Annotated in this window: 18 protein-coding genes; 12 read left to right on the forward strand and 6 right to left on the reverse strand. The window is 48.4% G+C overall.

All coding sequences use genetic code 11. From position 1 onward, the window contains the following. From MKZ32_RS06105 to MKZ32_RS06160, 12 genes are all read left to right on the forward strand, one after another. The gene (locus tag MKZ32_RS06105; protein WP_239796455.1) at positions 1–1,701 is read left to right on the forward strand and encodes a DUF3696 domain-containing protein; all 1,701 of its coding nucleotides are present in this window, start codon (positions 1–3) and stop codon (positions 1,699–1,701) included. Then, on the forward strand, positions 1,701–2,561 hold the full coding sequence (locus MKZ32_RS06110) for a hypothetical protein (protein ID WP_239796456.1): 861 nt from the start codon (positions 1,701–1,703) through the stop codon (positions 2,559–2,561). Before MKZ32_RS06105 ends, MKZ32_RS06110 begins: the two co-directional genes overlap by 1 nt. Positions 2,562–2,678: 117 nt before the next feature. Continuing rightward, entirely contained in the window at positions 2,679–4,634 is a 1,956-nt protein-coding gene (locus MKZ32_RS06115; RefSeq protein WP_275584261.1) for a bifunctional 3-phosphoshikimate 1-carboxyvinyltransferase/cytidylate kinase, read from the forward strand. 124 nt (positions 4,635–4,758) lie between these two features. Continuing rightward, the gene (gene rpsA, locus MKZ32_RS06120) at positions 4,759–6,489 is read left to right on the forward strand and encodes a 30S ribosomal protein S1 (RefSeq protein ID WP_239796457.1); all 1,731 of its coding nucleotides are present in this window, start codon (positions 4,759–4,761) and stop codon (positions 6,487–6,489) included. A 12-nt stretch (positions 6,490–6,501) separates the two neighbouring features. Next, positions 6,502–6,789 carry an integration host factor subunit beta gene (locus tag MKZ32_RS06125; RefSeq protein ID WP_239796458.1) on the forward strand — a complete coding sequence of 96 codons (288 nt, stop codon included), beginning with the start codon at positions 6,502–6,504 and terminating at the stop codon, positions 6,787–6,789. 148 nt (positions 6,790–6,937) lie between these two features. Beyond that, the gene (locus MKZ32_RS06130; protein WP_239796459.1) at positions 6,938–7,225 is read left to right on the forward strand and encodes a LapA family protein; all 288 of its coding nucleotides are present in this window, start codon (positions 6,938–6,940) and stop codon (positions 7,223–7,225) included. Positions 7,226–7,462: 237 nt separating this feature from the next. Next, positions 7,463–8,638, forward strand: coding sequence for a lipopolysaccharide assembly protein LapB (gene lapB, locus MKZ32_RS06135; protein WP_239796460.1), 1,176 nt, complete (start codon positions 7,463–7,465; stop codon positions 8,636–8,638). Next, positions 8,635–9,336: an orotidine-5'-phosphate decarboxylase gene (gene pyrF, locus MKZ32_RS06140; protein WP_239796461.1), complete on the forward strand. Its 702-nt coding sequence runs from the start codon at positions 8,635–8,637 to the stop codon at positions 9,334–9,336. The genes lapB and pyrF overlap by 4 nt, the downstream gene beginning before the upstream one ends. A gap of 109 nt (positions 9,337–9,445) precedes the next feature. Next, positions 9,446–10,645, forward strand: coding sequence for an O-antigen ligase family protein (locus tag MKZ32_RS06145; protein WP_239796462.1), 1,200 nt, complete (start codon positions 9,446–9,448; stop codon positions 10,643–10,645). Beyond that, complete coding sequence (locus MKZ32_RS06150) at positions 10,642–11,415, forward strand: hypothetical protein (RefSeq protein WP_239796463.1); 774 nt, start codon at positions 10,642–10,644, stop codon at positions 11,413–11,415. Before MKZ32_RS06145 ends, MKZ32_RS06150 begins: the two co-directional genes overlap by 4 nt. Positions 11,416–11,573: 158 nt before the next feature. After that, entirely contained in the window at positions 11,574–12,485 is a 912-nt protein-coding gene (locus MKZ32_RS06155) for a glycosyltransferase (protein ID WP_239796464.1), read from the forward strand. A 32-nt stretch (positions 12,486–12,517) separates the two neighbouring features. Beyond that, positions 12,518–13,549, forward strand: coding sequence for a glycosyltransferase family 10 domain-containing protein (locus MKZ32_RS06160; RefSeq protein ID WP_239796465.1), 1,032 nt, complete (start codon positions 12,518–12,520; stop codon positions 13,547–13,549). Positions 13,550–13,593: 44 nt separating this feature from the next. Here the strand turns inward: MKZ32_RS06160 and MKZ32_RS06165 are convergent, their stop codons facing one another. The 6 genes from MKZ32_RS06165 to MKZ32_RS06190 all read right to left on the reverse strand — a co-directional run bounded on the left by MKZ32_RS06165 (position 13,594) and on the right by MKZ32_RS06190 (position 17,692). After that, the gene (locus MKZ32_RS06165) at positions 13,594–14,409 is read right to left on the reverse strand and encodes a ferritin-like domain-containing protein (RefSeq protein WP_239796466.1); all 816 of its coding nucleotides are present in this window, start codon (positions 14,407–14,409) and stop codon (positions 13,594–13,596) included. 3 nt (positions 14,410–14,412) lie between these two features. Continuing rightward, positions 14,413–15,738, reverse strand: coding sequence for a 23S rRNA (uracil(1939)-C(5))-methyltransferase RlmD (gene rlmD, locus MKZ32_RS06170; RefSeq protein ID WP_239796467.1), 1,326 nt, complete (start codon positions 15,736–15,738; stop codon positions 14,413–14,415). A 1-nt stretch (position 15,739) separates the two neighbouring features. Then, positions 15,740–16,126: a VanZ family protein gene (locus tag MKZ32_RS06175; protein WP_239796468.1), complete on the reverse strand. Its 387-nt coding sequence runs from the start codon at positions 16,124–16,126 to the stop codon at positions 15,740–15,742. Between the two features lie 2 nt (positions 16,127–16,128). Next, positions 16,129–16,914 (reverse strand): 3'-5' exonuclease, encoded by a 786-nt coding sequence (locus tag MKZ32_RS06180; protein ID WP_239796469.1) that lies wholly within the window; start codon positions 16,912–16,914, stop codon positions 16,129–16,131. A 155-nt stretch (positions 16,915–17,069) separates the two neighbouring features. Next, entirely contained in the window at positions 17,070–17,486 is a 417-nt protein-coding gene (locus MKZ32_RS06185; protein WP_239796470.1) for a YdbL family probable chaperone protein, read from the reverse strand. Further along, positions 17,483–17,692 (reverse strand): hypothetical protein, encoded by a 210-nt coding sequence (locus MKZ32_RS06190; protein ID WP_239796471.1) that lies wholly within the window; start codon positions 17,690–17,692, stop codon positions 17,483–17,485. The genes MKZ32_RS06185 and MKZ32_RS06190 overlap by 4 nt, the downstream gene beginning before the upstream one ends. Between the last annotated feature and the right edge of the window lie 6 nt (positions 17,693–17,698).

The raw sequence follows: 17,698 nt of genomic DNA on the forward strand, positions 1-17,698 counted from the left end.
ATGAGTGCACCGACCGCTATCAGTCAGACGGGCCTGACCAAAATTTATATTGAGAATTTTAAAGGCATCAGTTCCGAAGTGCAGATTGACCTAAAACCGATTACTTTGCTTTTCGGTGCAAACAGCGTTGGTAAAAGCACCATCATGCAAGCGTTGCAGTATGCGCGTGAAGTACTGGAGCGCAACAATGCCAACCCCGACCGCACTCTGCAGGGTGGAAATTTTGTTGATCTGGGAGGGTTTCGTAATCTCGTTCATCTACGTGATACGACCCGCCATATTGCCATTCAGATCGAGCTGTCTTTAGGTGGCAAAGGGCTGCCCGACTTGGTGCCGGAAGCCTTTGATGATTGGCAAACAGATGATTCCAAGGTATGGGCTTTTTACAACCTGTTGCATGAAACACGGAATCGCGTTGAGTCGGTAAGCGTGAAGTTGGTGATTGCCTGGAGTCATCTACGTGATAAAGCTGTGGTGATCGGCTATCAAGTGGGCGCCAATGGTGAATGGCTGGCGGAAATAAATGCCACCGATGATGGTCGGGATGTCAGCATCAGTATTAACGAGATCAATCCCATTTTTATGCGCAAGTTTACGCAGGAAGATCTGAGCAATAATCTGGAATATTTTTTACGATTGAATGCGAATTCAATTGCATCCAGTGATTCTGTAGCCCCCAAAATTGAAACTCACTATACGATATGGCCGCACATTATCGAGACGGTAACGGATGCTGGCATGGAAAAGACCGGTGAGGGTTTGCGCGAGTGGCTTTCCGGTTTTGATAGCGCGTTGCCTCGATTGGGCGAACTGTTGCATATCCCAGCACCCGATGTAATCGGTGCGGAGAATGTTTATATCGCCCGAGAGTTTACCGCCTTTATTTCGTCTTTGATTGTCGGACCTGGTGTGCTGGTGCGCGATGAATTGCGCAAAATGCGCTATGTCGGACCCATTCGCCATGTGCCCGCACGCGATTTCGATGCCAGCCTGACCAAGGATGAAGCAGGATGGGCAGACGGTTTGGCTGGCTGGGAAGCTTTGCTGACTGGGCAGCAAAGCCTGATCGATGATGTCAGTCGCTGGATGGCGGACGAAGACAAGCTCAACACCGGTTATGCAATCGAGCGCCGCTGGGTGCGCGAAGTGCGCTCGGAGTGGTTGGATCTGGTTGGCTCTGAAGAATTGAATCCCCAGCGTAAGTGGATGTTGAATAAAGCAATTGAAGCCTTACTGACCAAGCCTCGCATCGGTTTGATCGACACTAAATCCGGTCTGGAAATGCAGTCACGAGATGTCGGAATCGGCATCTCGCAAGTGCTGCCAGTGGTGGTGGCTGCGTTGGAGCCTTCTGCAAGCCTGGTGACTATCGAGCAGCCGGAGCTTCATATTCACCCTTCGGTACAAGTGGGTCTGGGTGACCTGTTAATCCACAGTGTACTCCGCCACGATATGAAATTTTTGATTGAAACGCACAGCGAGCATCTGATTCTGCGCTTGCTGCGTCGGATTCGCGAAACATCGGAAGGGAATTTACCGTCGGGCTTTCCATCTGTTTCTCCAGAAATGATTGGGGTTTATTATGTAGGTCGCGGAGAAAATGGGGTTCAGATCAAATCTTTGCCCGTTGATGAGGCAGGTGAATTCACGGAAAGCTGGCCTAAAGGATTTTTTGATGAACGAGCCGGAGAGCTGTTCTAATGATCAAAGAATTTGCATTAGATCCGGATGCTATCACTTCGTCTTATCGCGAGTTCTGCTACTTCACAGAGAAGTTTGGCGTGAGCCAGGGGCGAGTTATTTCCGCATTTCCAAAGAAGTGGAGAAAGCTGGTTTGTGATTCGGCTTTGCGGGAACATAAGGGTAAAGTCGAGTTTTCTAAAATTGTCGAACGTCTTAATAAATTTGGTAATGATATCGTTTTTGATACGAGTCGACCGAGTGGCGAAGGTTCTCAGACGTGGATAGATCGGGCATTAGTGGAGCATGCACGCAAACCCTTTGCGGCGATTATCTCAGCAACTGCTGTAAATCACCCGGATGTGTTGCTAAAAGATGAAATTGATGAAGAAAATCCGCGCTTCAAAGCCGCGCGACAGTGTGCTATTCCTCGAACCGCCCAAGCCCTGATAGGCTGTGCTGAGTTTTTGATTCGGCACGCTAAAATAATTAAGCTGGTTGATCCACATTTTGATCCTACCAAGCCTCGCTATCAGCGACCGTTAGAGCAGATATGTTCGTTATTGCCCGTTAGCAAAGCCATTGTGGAAATACATCGCAGCGATGAAATCGCCAACGACGAGCTGATTCGACGTTTCCAGCAGAGCGTTTCCATGTTGCCTTCAGGCGTGAAGATGCAATTGCATATTTACGAAAAAGCACAAATGCACAACCGCTTTATCATTACCGAGAGTGGCGGACTGATTTATGGGGTTGGCCTGAGTGATAATGAGGATGGTGGTGGCGCGCCGGATGAAGAGGTTACCTTGATGGAAACAGCAGTCAAAAATACTCGCTGGAATGATTACAGCAAAACTTCGCCTGTAGCTATATGGCCATGATAAAAGCATTTGTGCAGGTGAGTTCAGTTGAAAAAATGAACATACGCAGCCTATTGACTAATACTATTAACACCATCTGATTGTTTACTTTGCAATGACTGTATTATTTATTTTGACATGACATATCAAAAATTTATTGATCTTCCTCCCATGCTGAGCGCCCAAGGGACTGTGCGTTTACCTGGTTCAAAAAGCATTTCCAATCGCATGCTGTTGCTCGCTACGTTGTCTCATGGGGTAACAGAAATCCGTGATCTTTTGCATTCGGATGATACAGAGCACATGCTGAAAGGATTGCGCACTTTGGGCGTAGCAGTGGAAGCATTGGGGGACCATGCTTATCGTGTGCAAGGGTGTGCTGGCGATTTTCCTGTTAAGGATGCCAAGCTGTTTCTCGGTAATGCGGGCACAGCTTTTCGCCCCTTGACAGCTGTACTGGCATTGGCGGGTGGGCATTATGAATTGTCGGGCGTGCCGCGTATGCACGAGCGCCCCATCGCTGATTTGGTGGATGCATTGCGCGGGCTGGGTGCGAATATTCGTTATCTGGGTACGGAAGGTTTTCCGCCGCTCGAAATACATCCTGCTGCGCTACTTAGTGGCAGCCGTATTGCGGTGCGCGGTGATGTTTCCAGTCAGTTTCTCAGTGCTTTACTGATGGCGCTGCCATTGATGCGTAGTTCAACTACGGTGGAGGTGAAAGGCGAGCTAATTTCCAAGCCCTATGTCGAAATTACACTGGCAATGATGGCGCTTTTTGGTGTGCAGGTTGTGCGAGACGGCTGGAATTCGTTTACGGTTCCTGCCGGTAGCCACTATGTCGCGCCGGGTTTGATTCATGTCGAGGGTGATGCTTCATCTGCTTCGTATTTTTTAGCTGCGGGTGCTATCGGTGGCGGCCCAGTGCGAGTTGAGGGTGCGGGTCACGATAGTATTCAGGGTGATGTGCGCTTTGCCGAAGCATTACAGCTGATGGGCGCGCGCATCGCAATGGGGCCGAACTGGATGGAAGCGCGTGCACCGGAAAATGGCAGAATGAAAGGCATAGAATTGGATTGCAATCACATCCCCGATGCGGCAATGACGCTGGCGGTGTGTGCGTTGTTTGCCGATGGCGTAACCACGCTGCGGAATATCGCCAGCTGGCGTGTTAAGGAAACCGATCGCATCGCAGCGATGGCCGCTGAATTGCGCAAATTTGGCGCAACGGTGGAAGAGGGCGCGGATTTCATTCACATCATGCCTCCTCAATCCTTGATCTTGGCTTCGCAATCCTCGATCGATACTTACGATGATCATCGCATGGCAATGTGTTTCTCGCTTGCCGCATTTAGTCAGACGGGCGTGCGTATCAACGATCCTCAATGCGTAGCCAAAACCTTTCCAGGTTACTTTGAAAGTTTTGCCAGTGTGGTTAAGGCTGTGCCAGTCATTGCCATTGATGGCCCTTCTGCTTCCGGTAAGGGCACCGTGGCGCAGCTGGTTGCAGCACAACTTGGGTTTCATTATCTTGATAGCGGTGCGTTGTATCGCCTGTTGGCACTAGCTGCACAACAGCAGGGAGTAGCGTTGAATGAGGAGGATCAATTGGTTGATCTAGCGGCATGCATGGGTATATGCTTTGAGGGTATAGATTCTTGGTTGGATGGTGTGCAGGTGACTGATGAGTTGCGTTCTGAGCAATCAGCAGCTGCGGCGTCCAGAGTGGCGGCATTCCCAGCGGTACGTACCGCATTATTGGGCAAGCAACATGCTTTCCGTCGGGCACCAGGGTTGGTTGCAGATGGTCGTGATATGGCCTCAGTGGTGTTTCCTGATGCTTCTTTAAAAATATTTCTGACTGCCAGTGTAAAGGTGCGTGCCGAACGGCGTTATAAACAGTTGATGGAAAAAGGAATGAGTGCTAATATTCCAGACCTTTTGGAAAAAATTCGCGCGCGCGATGAGAGTGATAGCCAGCGTAGCGTGGCTCCATTGCAACAGATGCCCGGAGCCAGTTTGCTCGACACCACCGGCTTAACTATCGAGCAGGCGGTGCAGGAAGTGCTGACACGTTACCATTCCATGCATTGAGTACGCGCATGAGTTCGATATAAAAGTTGTATTGATGTACGTTTGATAGCCCCGCAATGAACCTATCGTTCGGGTTTTTTAACCAGCCCCGCCAGAAGCGGGTTTGTCTTGGATATCTTTATAAATGAATGCTAACGCTGCCGTAGTTGAAAACGATCTGGAAAGTTTTGCCTCCCTGTTTGAAGAAAGCTTGACGCGCAAGGAAATGCGCGCGGGTGAGTTGGTCACTGCGCATGTTGTGCGCATCGATCATAATGTGGTGGTGGTGAATGCCGGTCTGAAGTCCGAAAGCTTTATCCCCGTCGAGGAATTCTTCAATGCCGCAGGCGAGATTGAAGTAAAGGCTGGTGATTTCGTCACTGTGGCTATTGAATCGCTGGAAAATGGTTACGGTGAAACCAAGCTGTCGCGCGAGAAGGCCAAGCGCCTCGCGGCATGGATCGAGCTGGAAGAAGCGATGAAAGAAGGCAGAATCGTTGAGGGTTATGTCAGTGGTAAAGTTAAAGGTGGTCTGACTGCTATGGTGAATGGCATACGCGCATTTTTGCCTGGTTCGCTGGTGGATATCCGTCCGGTTAAGGACACCGCGCCTTATGAAAACAAGACCATGGAACTCAAAATTATCAAGCTTGATCGTAAGCGTAATAATGTGGTTGTTTCGCGCCGGGCGGTGCTGGAAGCAAGCCATGGAGCAGATCGTCAGGCTATGATGGAAAACCTGAAGGAAGGCGCAATCGTTAAAGGTATTGTAAAGAACATTACCGACTATGGCGCGTTTGTGGATCTGGGTGGTATTGATGGCCTCCTTCATATTACCGACTTGGCGTGGCGTCGTGTCAAACATCCTTCTGAAGTGCTGGCGGTAGGTGATGAAGTAGAAGCCAAGATTCTTAAGTTTGATCAAGAGAAAAACCGTGTTTCTCTCGGTATCAAGCAGATGGGCGATGATCCATGGACCGGCTTGGAACGCCGATATCCACAAGGTACCCGGCTGTTTGGCAAAGTGACCAACCTGACTGATTATGGCGCGTTCGTGGAAATTGAACAGGGCATTGAAGGTTTGGTACACGTGTCTGAAATGGATTGGACTAACAAGAACGTGCATCCTTCCAAGGTGGTACAACTAGGTGATGAAGTTGAGGTCATCATTCTGGAAATTGATGAGCAGCGCCGACGTATCTCTCTTGGTATGAAACAGTGCAAATCCAATCCATGGGACGATTTTGCCTTGAATCATAAAAAAGGCGATAAGGTAAAAGGCCAGATCAAGTCGATTACTGATTTTGGTATTTTCATCGGCTTGGAAGGTGGAATTGATGGTTTGGTACATTTGTCTGACCTTTCCTGGTCTGTGCCTGGCGAAGAAGCTGTACGCAATTACAAAAAAGGTGATGAACTCGAGGCCGTGGTGCTGGCAATTGATGTGGAGCGCGAGCGCATTTCGTTAGGCGTCAAACAAATGGATGGTGACCTCTTTAATGGTTATATCGCAACACATGACAAGGGTAGTGTAGTAAACGGGGTGGTTAAGGCAATTGATGCCAAAGGCGCAACAATTACCCTGGATGGTGATGTTGAGGGCTTCCTCAAGGCTTCTGAGGTATCTGCTGACCGTGTCGAGGACATGCGTAATCATTTGAAGGAAGGCGATGCAGTGAAGGCTGTGATTATTCACGTTGATCGCAAGAACCGCGGCATTAATTTGTCAATCAAGGCGTTGGACAAAGCTGATGAATCTGTAGTAATACAAAAAGCTGCCTCACCTGCTGTAGATAATACATCTACGGCTGGAACGACCAACTTGGGTGCCTTGCTCAAGGCTAAGATGGACACCAGCAAGATTGACGCACAATAAGGAGTGATAAGGATGACCCGTTCTGATCTTATCGCAAAGTTGGCGGAGCGTTATCCGCAACTATTGGCCAAGGATGCCGATCTGGCAGTTAAAGTGATCCTTGATGCCATGGCGGAAACCTTGGCGCGGGGAGGACGTATTGAAATCCGCGGCTTCGGCAGCTTTGCGCTGAACTACCGTCCACCGCGGATAGGACGTAATCCAAAATCGGGTGATAAGGTGCAGGTTCCGGCCAAGTATGTGCCGCATTTCAAGGCAGGTAAGGAATTACGTGAGCGGGTTGATTACACATCTTCTTGAAGTCTGTTCTGAACTTTTTTAGAGCTCCGGACAGTTTAGTCGTAAGCATTATTTGCAGAAAAAATTGACGGCCTGTCGCAAGATAGTGCCGTCAATTTTTTGCTCATTCATGTTATTGTCGCAACGAAAAATTATTGCAGGTGAATATATGCGCTATATGATTTGGCTGTTGCGTGCAGTATTGTTTCTAATTCTTCTTGGTTTTGCCATGAAGAATGATCAGCCTGTGGTGTTGCACTATTTTTTTGGCTATGAATGGCAATCATCATTGATACTCATTTTGTTGTTGTTTTTTGCCGTGGGCGTAAGTGTAGGTGTACTCGCTGTGCTGGGCAATATTTTTCGGCAGCGTAGAGAAATTGCCATTCTAAAACGCGAATTGCGTTTGAAAAATAAACTGGTCAGTGTTGGCGAAAATAACCCAGATATTCCATGAATTGATGTGTGCTAAGACAGTTTAGCATTGACTTCAGGCGATAGGAATTGCGCAGTTTTTTTATTGATAGATTATTTTTGTTTACTATGCAAGATCTAGGTTTTTCCGGGCGAGGTATGTATTACCTCTCCCTTCTAAATTTCCCAGTCAAACAAAATTCTGTGTAATTATCACTTGATTCATGAAATACTTAGGCTTATTAATTACATATAACCTTTTTAATCTGATGTGTCGTTTATGGAATTTGAGCTGTGGATGCTGCTGGTTTTTCCGCTGTTTTTCGGGATGGGCTGGCTGGCAGCGCGCATAGATATCAAGCAAATGTTGTTTGAATCTAGTGCTCTGCCGCGCTCCTATTTCCAGGGACTGAACTTTTTGCTCAATGAGCAACAGGATAAAGCTATCGAGGCATTTATTGAGGTAGTTAAGGTTGACCCACAGACGATAGAACTGCACTTTGCGCTAGGTAGTTTGTTTCGCCGTCGCGGCGAGGTAGACCGCGCCATTCGCATGCATCTGAATTTGATTGAGCGCGTCGACCTGGATGAAGACAAGAAACAACAGGCGTTATTTGAACTGGCGCAAGATTACCTCAATGCCGGAATATTAAATCGAGCCGAAGAGCTGTTTCTTAAATTACAAGCTACATCGTATGCCAATGCCGCGCTAAATTTTCTACTTGAGTTGTACCAAAAGGAAAAGGATTGGTTCAAGGCGATTGACGTGACACACCGTCTGACTGTGTTAAGCGGTCAATCGCATGGTAAGGAAGCTGCTTTTTTTTATTGCGAATTGGCTGCAGCAGAATTGACACAGCATCGAATCGATGCTGCACGTATCCATTTAGACCAAGCGCTGGAAGCCAATCCTCAGTCGGTGCGCGCTACCATGATGTTGGGCGACATAGAAAATTTAGCGCAGCATTTTGCAAATGCCATTGAAATCTGGCAGCGCATCGAAAAACAGAACCAGCAGTACCTGCCCTTGGTGGCTGAACGTCTACTACAGGCTTATCGTCAGGCTGGATATGTAGATCAAGGCATAGAGATGTTGCAGGGCTATCTGATCAAGTACCCCTCGTTGGATTTGATGAACGTGCTGTTTGATGCCATTCTGCAACGTGATGGTGCTGAAGCGGCCTATAGGCTGGTACGTGATGAACTGCAGCGCAACCCTACACTACTTGGTCTAGATAAGCTGCTGGAGGCGCGGTTGCTGGAAGTATCAATCGAACATCGTGCTGATGTGGCGATGGTGAAAAATTTGGTGCATCAACGCACGCGTACGTTAGCAATGTACCGTTGTGCCAATTGCGGTTTTAAGGCGCGCCAGTTTTACTGGCATTGTCCGGCATGTCATGGTTGGGAAACCTATTCTCCACGCAGAAGTGAAGAAAATGGACAAAAAATATGAGCGATCCTAAAATTATTGTCGCGCTTGATTACTCTGATGCACAACTTGCACTAGAGCTGGTGGCACGGCTGGAGCCTACGTTGTGTCGCCTTAAGGTGGGCATCGAATTGTTCACCACAGCTAAGTCACGATTGATCGAACAGCTCATGCAACGTGGTTTTGAAGTATTCCTTGATCTGAAATTTCATGATATTCCTAATACTACGGCACAGGCATGCAAAGCTGCCGCTGAATTAGGCGTGTGGATGGTCAACGTGCATGCTCTGGGTGGACGCAAGATGATGGAAGCGGCGCGCGAGGCAATGAGTTTATATACCCAATCGCCTAAGCTGATTGCCGTGACATTACTTACTAGTATGGCACAGGAAGATTTGACCGACTTGGGGATTGAAGCTACCCCCGCCGATATGGTGCTGCGTTTGGCTAGGCTTGCGCGCGATAGCGGGTTAGACGGGGTCGTATGTTCTGCGCGGGAGGCTGCTTTGCTGCGCCAGCACTGTGGAAGAAAATTCTGTTTGGTTACACCGGGTATTCGTTCGGCTGATGCTGTTGCCGATGATCAATCGCGCATCATGACACCCCGCGCCGCGCTGAATCAAGGTGCAGATTATCTGGTAATTGGCCGTCCCATCACCCGCGCCGTCGATCCGTTGCAGGCATTACAGAGCTTTGTTAAACAGATCGCGGAGGTGGAATGAAGGTACGTAGATCATTCGTCAGGCTTGTTTGCTTGGCGCAGCTGCTGTCCCAGCAGGGGAATGATGGCATTGTTACATTTGAAATTTGAACCAAAGTATCTATGAAAATATGAATTCTGTATTCCGGCGTAATGTATTACCTCAAACAATTCTATCTATTCTGCCACTGACGCTATTTTTTCCAGTTGGAATAATTTACACAGGTATTTTGTTGTTTCTGTTCAGTTTATTATGTTCAGGAGATTTTCGGACGAAATGGCTGACAGTTAAAGCGAGTCCACTTTTTTGGCCTATTTTAGGTTTATCAGCAATAACATGCTGTGCCGCAATTTTTTTGGAGCGGTCTCAAGATTTCTTCTGGTCGGGATTTGTACACTATCAAATTTATATTGTCTTATTGTTTTTTATTAGTGTTGGATCAGGAGATTGGCAAAGGCGGGCAGTCACAGTTTTTTTTGTGGGTGCGCTCTATGCAGCTACGTTGTATTACCTTAACTTATTACAGATACTTCCAAAGATAGAAATCTTTGCAAATTACCTGGTTTATCGCGGAAATAAGTCTATTTTGCTTGCTATTTTGTTGGCAATAGCTGCTGGGTGGATGCTTTACGAAATGACATCACTCGTTGATCGCCGATGGCTTTGGTTGAGGGTGGCAGCATTTTTATATGTTGTAATCGCGTTGCTGTTTCTCGCTAAATCGCGCACTGCCAGTTTGATTTTTGTATTGTTGTGTTTATTGTTTTTTTTGAAATATCTCACAATGTCTTGGCGTAGTGTGCTTTGGATGTTAGGTTTTGTATTGATGTTTGCGGTTGCCTGGATATCTGCATCGGATTTACGTCTGCGCGCTATCGGTACGATAAATGATATTCATGCCTTTTCGCAAGGTCAACAAATAAGTGATGATGGCATTCGATTGGAAATGTATAGCGTCACCACCAAGATGATTGCTGAGAAGCCATGGACGGGGCACGGAATAGCGACTTGGCCTTCCCAGTATCAGAAACATGCAAAAGGTTTACTTAGTGAAAAGACGCGTACCCCGCACAATGATTATCTGTTTTACGCTGCCGAAATTGGGTTTATCGGACTTGCTGCCTTATTGTGGATATGGCTGACCCAATTGACTGTTGCCTGGAAAATTGGTGGTGCCCATGGGATCTGGCTGGGCATGTTGGGGGTGGCAATCATGGTGGGTGGTATGTTTAATGCTATCTTGCGAGATGCGGTATTTGGCATGCCATTTATGATTTTGCTTGCCATTCCGCTGGCTGGTGTGACGCGTAACCACGTTCGAGCAGTATGACGCAAGAAATTGAAAAATCAGTACCCCAGCGTCATGCAGGCGCTGACGAGCGCGTCATTTTGTGTATGAAATGGGGCGTTAAGTATGGCCCTGAATACGTCAACAGGTTATATGCGATGGTGACACGGCATTTACATGGGCCATTTCGTTTCGTTTGTTTAACTGATCGAAGCGAAGGTGTGCGCGCCGAAGTGCAGTGCTTGTCCATTCCTGATTTAGCTTTGCCAGAAGGTATTCCTGAGCGCGGTTGGAAAAAACTGACTACCTTTGAGTCTAGCCTACACGGATTACAGGGCACCGCGCTGTTTCTTGACCTTGATGTAGTGATTGTCGATGACATTGACTGTTTCTTCGAGCAACCGGGCGAGTTTCTGATTATTCATGATTGGAAGCGACGTTGGCGCATCACCGGCAATTCGTCAGTTTATCGTTTTCGCCTCGGTGCACATGCTGATTTGCTGGCCGAATTCCGGGCCAAACAGACTGATATTCGACGTAATTTTAGGAATGAACAGGCATTTCTTTCTGACTGGTTACATCGCCAAGGAAAGTTGAGCTATTGGCCTGATGCTTGGTGCCGTAGTTTCAAATATCACTGCATTCCCCGTTGGCCTTGTAACTATTGGTCTGCCCCAATTATCCCAGAGAGTGCGCGCATTCTGATTTTTCATGGCGAAGTCAACCCACCCGATGCGCTAGCCGGACGGCGTAACCGAAGGTTCCGATATGTGGAGGCCGCACCCTGGGTATCTGAGCATTGGACTGAATGAAATCTCCATAAAACGTGCATGCATTTTCTTTGACTGCAAAACTGCGTTTATCACGCTCGATTCCATAAAACTCGTGTGCGGAATTTTTATTTGAATTCATGTTTGCTCTCTTTTGTCCAAACTTTTTCAAATTCACGCCGTGACCGAATGGAATTGACATGAGTAACCCGACTGCAACACAGCCCACTATCGTGCGTACTGAAGTAATCGTTTCAACTTACAACAATCCAATGGCACTGAACTATGTGTTGTTAGCACTGGCCGGTCAGCGCAACGCCGACTTCATGGTGTGTGTAGCAGACGATGGATCCGGCGAACCGACGCACGCGCTACTTGAGAGTTGGAGTCGCCGTCGTCTCAGCCCGATTCCGCTGCGCCATATTTGGCAGCCAGATGACGGTTTTCGTAAAAATACTATCTTGAACAAAGCAATCGACTCGTCGCAAGCGGATTACCTCATCTTTATCGACGGCGACTGCGTCGCTCGCCCCGATTTTATTGCCTGTCACATTGCGCGCCGCGCCGAGGGTGCCTTTCTTTCCGGCGGGATGATCCGACTGCCAGACAGGTCAACGTCGGCACTATCGGAGCAAGGCATCGGTAGTGGCGAGGTTTTTCGACTGAACTGGATCTTTGCGCAGATAGGACTGCGAAAGCTCAGCGTGCTGCTCAAGGCTGCAGTATTGCCGATGGTGTTAGCGAGCAAGCTTGAGTGGATCACGCCGGTCAAGCGTACTTGGAACGGCGCTAACAGTTCGGCCTGGCGGCGCGATCTGATTGCAGTTAATGGTTTCGACGAGTCGTTAAGATACGGTGCGGAAGATGTGGAGATGGGTGCGCGCCTGAGCAACCACGGTATTGTCGGGCAGCATATTCGTTACAGTACTTGTCTGCTGCATATCGAACATTTACGTGGTTATGCCGACGCTAATATTGTGCAGCGTAACAAGGCATATGTGCGCGAAGTGAGGCAGAGTGGTATCGACTGGACCGCTAATGGCATTGTCAAGCTCGCCGCACGACCAGTCGCAGAAATTGAATACGACCAATTACTTTCTTCTGAGAGATAAGCTGTGCATATCACTACAGAAATTGACAGCGCATGAAGCACGCATCAATTGTGGTTGGCAGGCATAAGCGGAACGATATTTTCAAGCCTGGCGCTGGCCCTAATGGAGGCGAGTTTCATTTACCGTACCGTTTGTTGCGTGAACTGTTTCTAGAAGCTGGGATCGAGCTTTCAACCGCCGATATGAACATCGGCCATGAAGTAATATTTGAACTGCATATTAACGCGCGGCGTCGCTTGCCAAAATGTCCAGCTTACGCATATCTATATGAAGACCCGATTATTCGACCACTCAACAGCGAGATGGCGCAGTTACGTCGTTACCGTAAGGTATTTACATCGAATGAAACACTAATCGATGGCAAACAAATCTTGTGCTTGGATTACCCCAACGATTTAAATTTGCGGCGAGTGCCGAGTTTTATCGAGCGTGATTTGTTTTGTGTGATGATTGCGTCAAATAAAGCGTTGTTACATCCTCATCCCCTTAGTTTGCATGGCAACCGTATTGAGATTATTCGTTTTTTTGAAACGCAAGCTCCTGAGTTGTTTGCGCTATATGGCAAGGGTTGGGACATCCCGGCGGTGGGTCCGGGCCTAACAGGACGTCTTATCAAGCGTATGAATGAATGGCGTGCCTGCATTGCTCCCAGCCGACCATTTCCGAGTTATCGCGGGACTGTGTATTCAAAATCAGAAGTTTTGGACCGCGCCAAATTCTCTATCTGTTATGAAAATTCACGCGGCAGCCCAGGCTATTTGACTGAGAAAATTTTCGATTGCTTTACCAGCGGCTGCATACCGATTTATATCGGTAGCACACATAGAACAGCGCTCGTTCCAGAAGATTGCTACATCGATGGCGATCGTTTTAATAGCTCTGCGGAGATGTTGCATTTTTTGCAATCAATCGACGCCGTCAGTCACGCGCGCTATCAGGCGGCAATCCAGCGCTTTCTAGCCGGATCAGACAGCGCACGCTTTACCAACGCGTATTTTTGTCAATCGCTGGTGAACGTTGTAATGGCTGATTTAAGGGGGAAAGGTGAATCTGCGCCAGCTTGAAACTCATGTCATTAAACTAATGTGATATACGAACAGTGTAACCGTCATTTAACAGCCATCAAGGCCATCAGCTCGCTTTCGCTAAATCCCGCCGCCCGTCTTGCTTCAATATTAAAAGGCCCGCGTAACGTTGGTGCCTTGTAAATTTCTGCTAGCGAGGCATAGGTCGCAACAGGCTCAAGGCCACGTGTCTCGCAAACCCAGTTAAACCAGCGATTGCCTATCAATACATGGCCAATCTCATCTGCAAGAATGATGTCGATAATTTCAGCTGCAACAATATCTCCTGCTTGCGCAAGCTTGGCTCGCAGAGGTGGGGAGGCATCCAGGCCGCGCGCTTCCATAGTGCGCGGAACCAGTGCCATGCGGGCAAGGATATCATCCGTGGTTTTTTCGACCATATCCCAAAGTCCGTTGTGTGCTGCAAAGTCGCCGTAGGCATAACCTTTTGTACCCAGATGGGCAGAAAGCAAAGAAAAATGTCGAGCTTCTTCTGCTGCGACCTTTAGCCAGTCAATATAATATTCGCGCGGCATTTCCGGGAAACGCCAGATAGCATCCAGGGCCAGATTGATCGCGTTAAATTCAATGTGTGTCAGCGCATGAATCAGCGCAGCGCGGCCTACTTCAGTACGCATAGATCTGCGTGGCACAGACAAGTATGAAACGAGCTCGGGAAGCAGCGGATGACCGGGGATAGATTGCAGCGTTGTCAGGGAAGCATTGACCTCCAAGCCAATTTCGCCTTTTTTCCATGCTTGAGCCAAAGCGATTACTCCAGCGGATTTCAGAACAGGATCCGGCTCTGCCAGCCAATGAAGCGCTGCCAAACGAAGCTCTTTAGGAACATCATGAAGCATGTGCTATGCCTGCGTCTTTTCAAACAGCGCGATGGATTCGACATGAGAGGTGTGCGGAAACATGTTCATCACGCCTGCAGTCTTTAGTATATAACCCTTCTGATGCACTAATATCTCGGCATCACGCGCCAGCGTTGCGGGGTTGCATGAGACATACACGATGCGACCCGGCGCATCAGCACCCAGTGCCTTGATCAGTTCAAACGCGCCGTCGCGTGGTGGGTCAATCAGCATTTTGTCGAAATGGCCTAACTGCACTAATGTCGCTTCGTCTATCTCAAACAAATTCATCACGCTGAATTGGGTGTTATCCGTTAAATCATTAAACGCGGCATTCTGCGCGGCACGCTGCACCAGCGCCGCGCTACCTTCGATGCCCACTGCCTGAGCACCACTGCGCGCAATGGGCAATGTGAAGTTGCCCAGTCCGCAGAATAAATCAGCGATACGTTCATTTGGCTGAGGATCCAGTAAACGCATGGCGCGACTTACCATGACGCGATTCATATCTGCGTTGACTTGGGTAAACTCAGTCGGTGCAAACGGCATGGTAATCCCGAACTCGGGCAGACTGTATGTCAACTGCGGTGCGTCCAGCGGGTAAAACGGTACTGCAGTTTCCGGCCCTTTTGTTTGCAGCCAAAATTGTACCGCATAGGTATCGGCGAACTGTTTGATTGCATCTTCATCAGCGGGCGAAAGCGCCTGTAAAATGCGTAGCACCAGCACATCCACATGTTCGCCGATTGCTACTTCGATTTGCGGCAACGCATCGCGAGTGGTAAAGCTTTCATTCAACTGTCCCAACAGCGGCAATAGCTTGGCAATTTTAGGTGTCAAGATTTCACAATGCTGCATGTCTGCCACATAGCCGCCACGTTTTTCGCGAAAGCCTACCAGTGTCTTGCCCTTCTTCAATACATGGCGCACTGAAAGCCGCGCCCGCTGCCGGTAGCCCCACGACTGCCCATAGATCGGCGGCAAAATAGTCTGGGCCTTGACCTTGCCGATGTGCCACAAGTTGTCTTCCAGAATGCGCTGCTTGGCGGCAACCTGTGCACGTGCATCCATATGCTGCATGGAACACCCTCCGCATACGCCGAAATGCTTACATTTCGGCTGGACGCGCATAAAAGTTGGCTTAATAATTTGGCCGAGTTGTGCTATCTCAAAGCTGGTTTTTTTACGATATGACGAATAGGTGACGCGCTCATCCGTTAGCGCACCTTCGATAAAAATTACTTTACCATTTGCATGCGCAATGCCGCGACCTTCGTAGTCAAGCGATTCAACAACAACGCTGTTTGCGTGTATGGATTTATCAGTCATTTCATTCTGCAATTTTAAAAATTTTAGTTTCCAGCATGACACCAATTTGCCCCAGACCTATGCTTATAAGAATCAAGCTCAATAGTACGCCCGCACCGTTTGCCAGCATGTCGGCATAATCAAAAATTCGGTAAACAGTTATGCGCTGCAAATATTCTATAGCGACACCCAAGGCGACCAGCAGCCCCGCTATAAGAATACGGGGCGCCCGTTGTTGATAGACCTGACAGAACCATAGCATCAGAAAACCGTATGCCAGTGCGTGCTCCAGTTTGTCAGCATTTAAAAAATGCATGGGTTCCGGTGGATGAGGTGTGAGCGAAAGGTAAATGATCGTGGCAATCCATAGCCCCCCCAGCGTAAGCCAGATCCGACGAAGCTTGTACATGGTTATGGTTTTACGATTGGCCAAGCAGCGAGATATTCCATCCAGTGCGATTCGGGGGATTTGCTTAAGGTATTGCGCACCAATTCACATTCCCGCTCGTAACGAGCATGTGTGAATTGACCACGCATCAACTGGAAGCGCGCATATACCAAATAAGTATTTACCACGTCAGTTTCACAGTAATTGCGGATTTCATGCAGCTTGCCCTGTTGATAAGCATCCCACACCTTGCTACCGTCCATACCCAGTTTGCCGGGAAAACCGATTAGCTTGGCCAGATCGTCCAGCGGAGCGTTGGCACGGCCTGTATACAATGCAAGCAAATCCATTAAATCGAGATGCCGAGAATGATAACGGCTGATGTAGTTATTCCATTTAAAATCCTTGTCATCCTCTCCCATATCCCAATAGCATGCGCATTGAACACCGTGAATCAGGCCACGATAGTGCAGCACGGGCAGGTCAAAGCCACCGCCGTTCCATGACACTAATTGCGGGGTATACTTATCGATGCCGTCAAAGAAACGTTGAATGAGAGCGCTCTCATCATCTTCCAGTCCACCCAGCGACCACACGCGGAAATTGTCGCCCTCACGCAACGCGCATGAAATGGCCACCACGCGATGCAGATGATGTTGCAAGAAATCACCGCCTGTTTTCTGGCGACGCATCTGAAAGGCCATCTCCGCTACATCCCCATCGCTCACCTGTGCATCGAGTCCATACAGGTTACGAAGACCGTCGACGTCGGGAATAGTTTCGATGTCAAAAACAAGAACAGGGGTCATCAACACCGAGGGTATTGTAAAGTTGGAATGAATGAAAACATTAACAAGCTCCTGGAATTATAAAATCAGTGAGTATTTACAAGGCAAATTGCCTTCTCGTATACCCGATACTACTATCGAGTAACGGAACTATCAGATTCGCTAGCTCTTGATAATTACTTTTTTGACCAACTGCCGCCACTTTGTACCCACCAACCCGCCTGGGCACGCTGTATCCAGCGTTGTGCAAATGTATTGCGGATATCACCTTCCCACTCGGGATGTGCGTTAGCGCGCGCAATCTCCGCATATAGCGCCTTACGGTCCTGATTCTCCGCTGCAACCAGCCCATTGGCTTTCTGACGTGCAGCCATTGGAACGGCATTGGCATCGCGTAAGGCAACCATACCATCAGAAGTCAAGCCGACCGCGCCACTGGCATAGAACTCTGCCAACTGTGCATGGCGCGCCTGCATTGACTGCTGCAAAGCGACAACACCAGGGGTATTAATCTCGATGTTTACCTGTGCAGATGCAGCGGCAGAAGCACACAGTACAAACAGCGCAAAATAAAATTTAATTAAGTTGTTCATATTGATTTCTCCTTTTTAATTTCAGGTGCAACAGACGGGGATTTATCAGATTTTGGGGCCGTAACAGATTTTTCGGTTTGCCAGACTTCGTCGATTATCTTGTCAGCTGCCTTTTCCGCTGCTGCTGCGGGAAAATAAATATTGATGGTGACGCAGGCGCTCAGTGCCATGCCTGCCAAAGGTAGTACGGTCCAAACTTTTTTCATCGTGCC

The organism is Candidatus Nitrotoga arctica (assembly GCF_918378365.1).
Lineage (GTDB): Bacteria > Pseudomonadota > Gammaproteobacteria > Burkholderiales > Gallionellaceae > Nitrotoga > Nitrotoga arctica.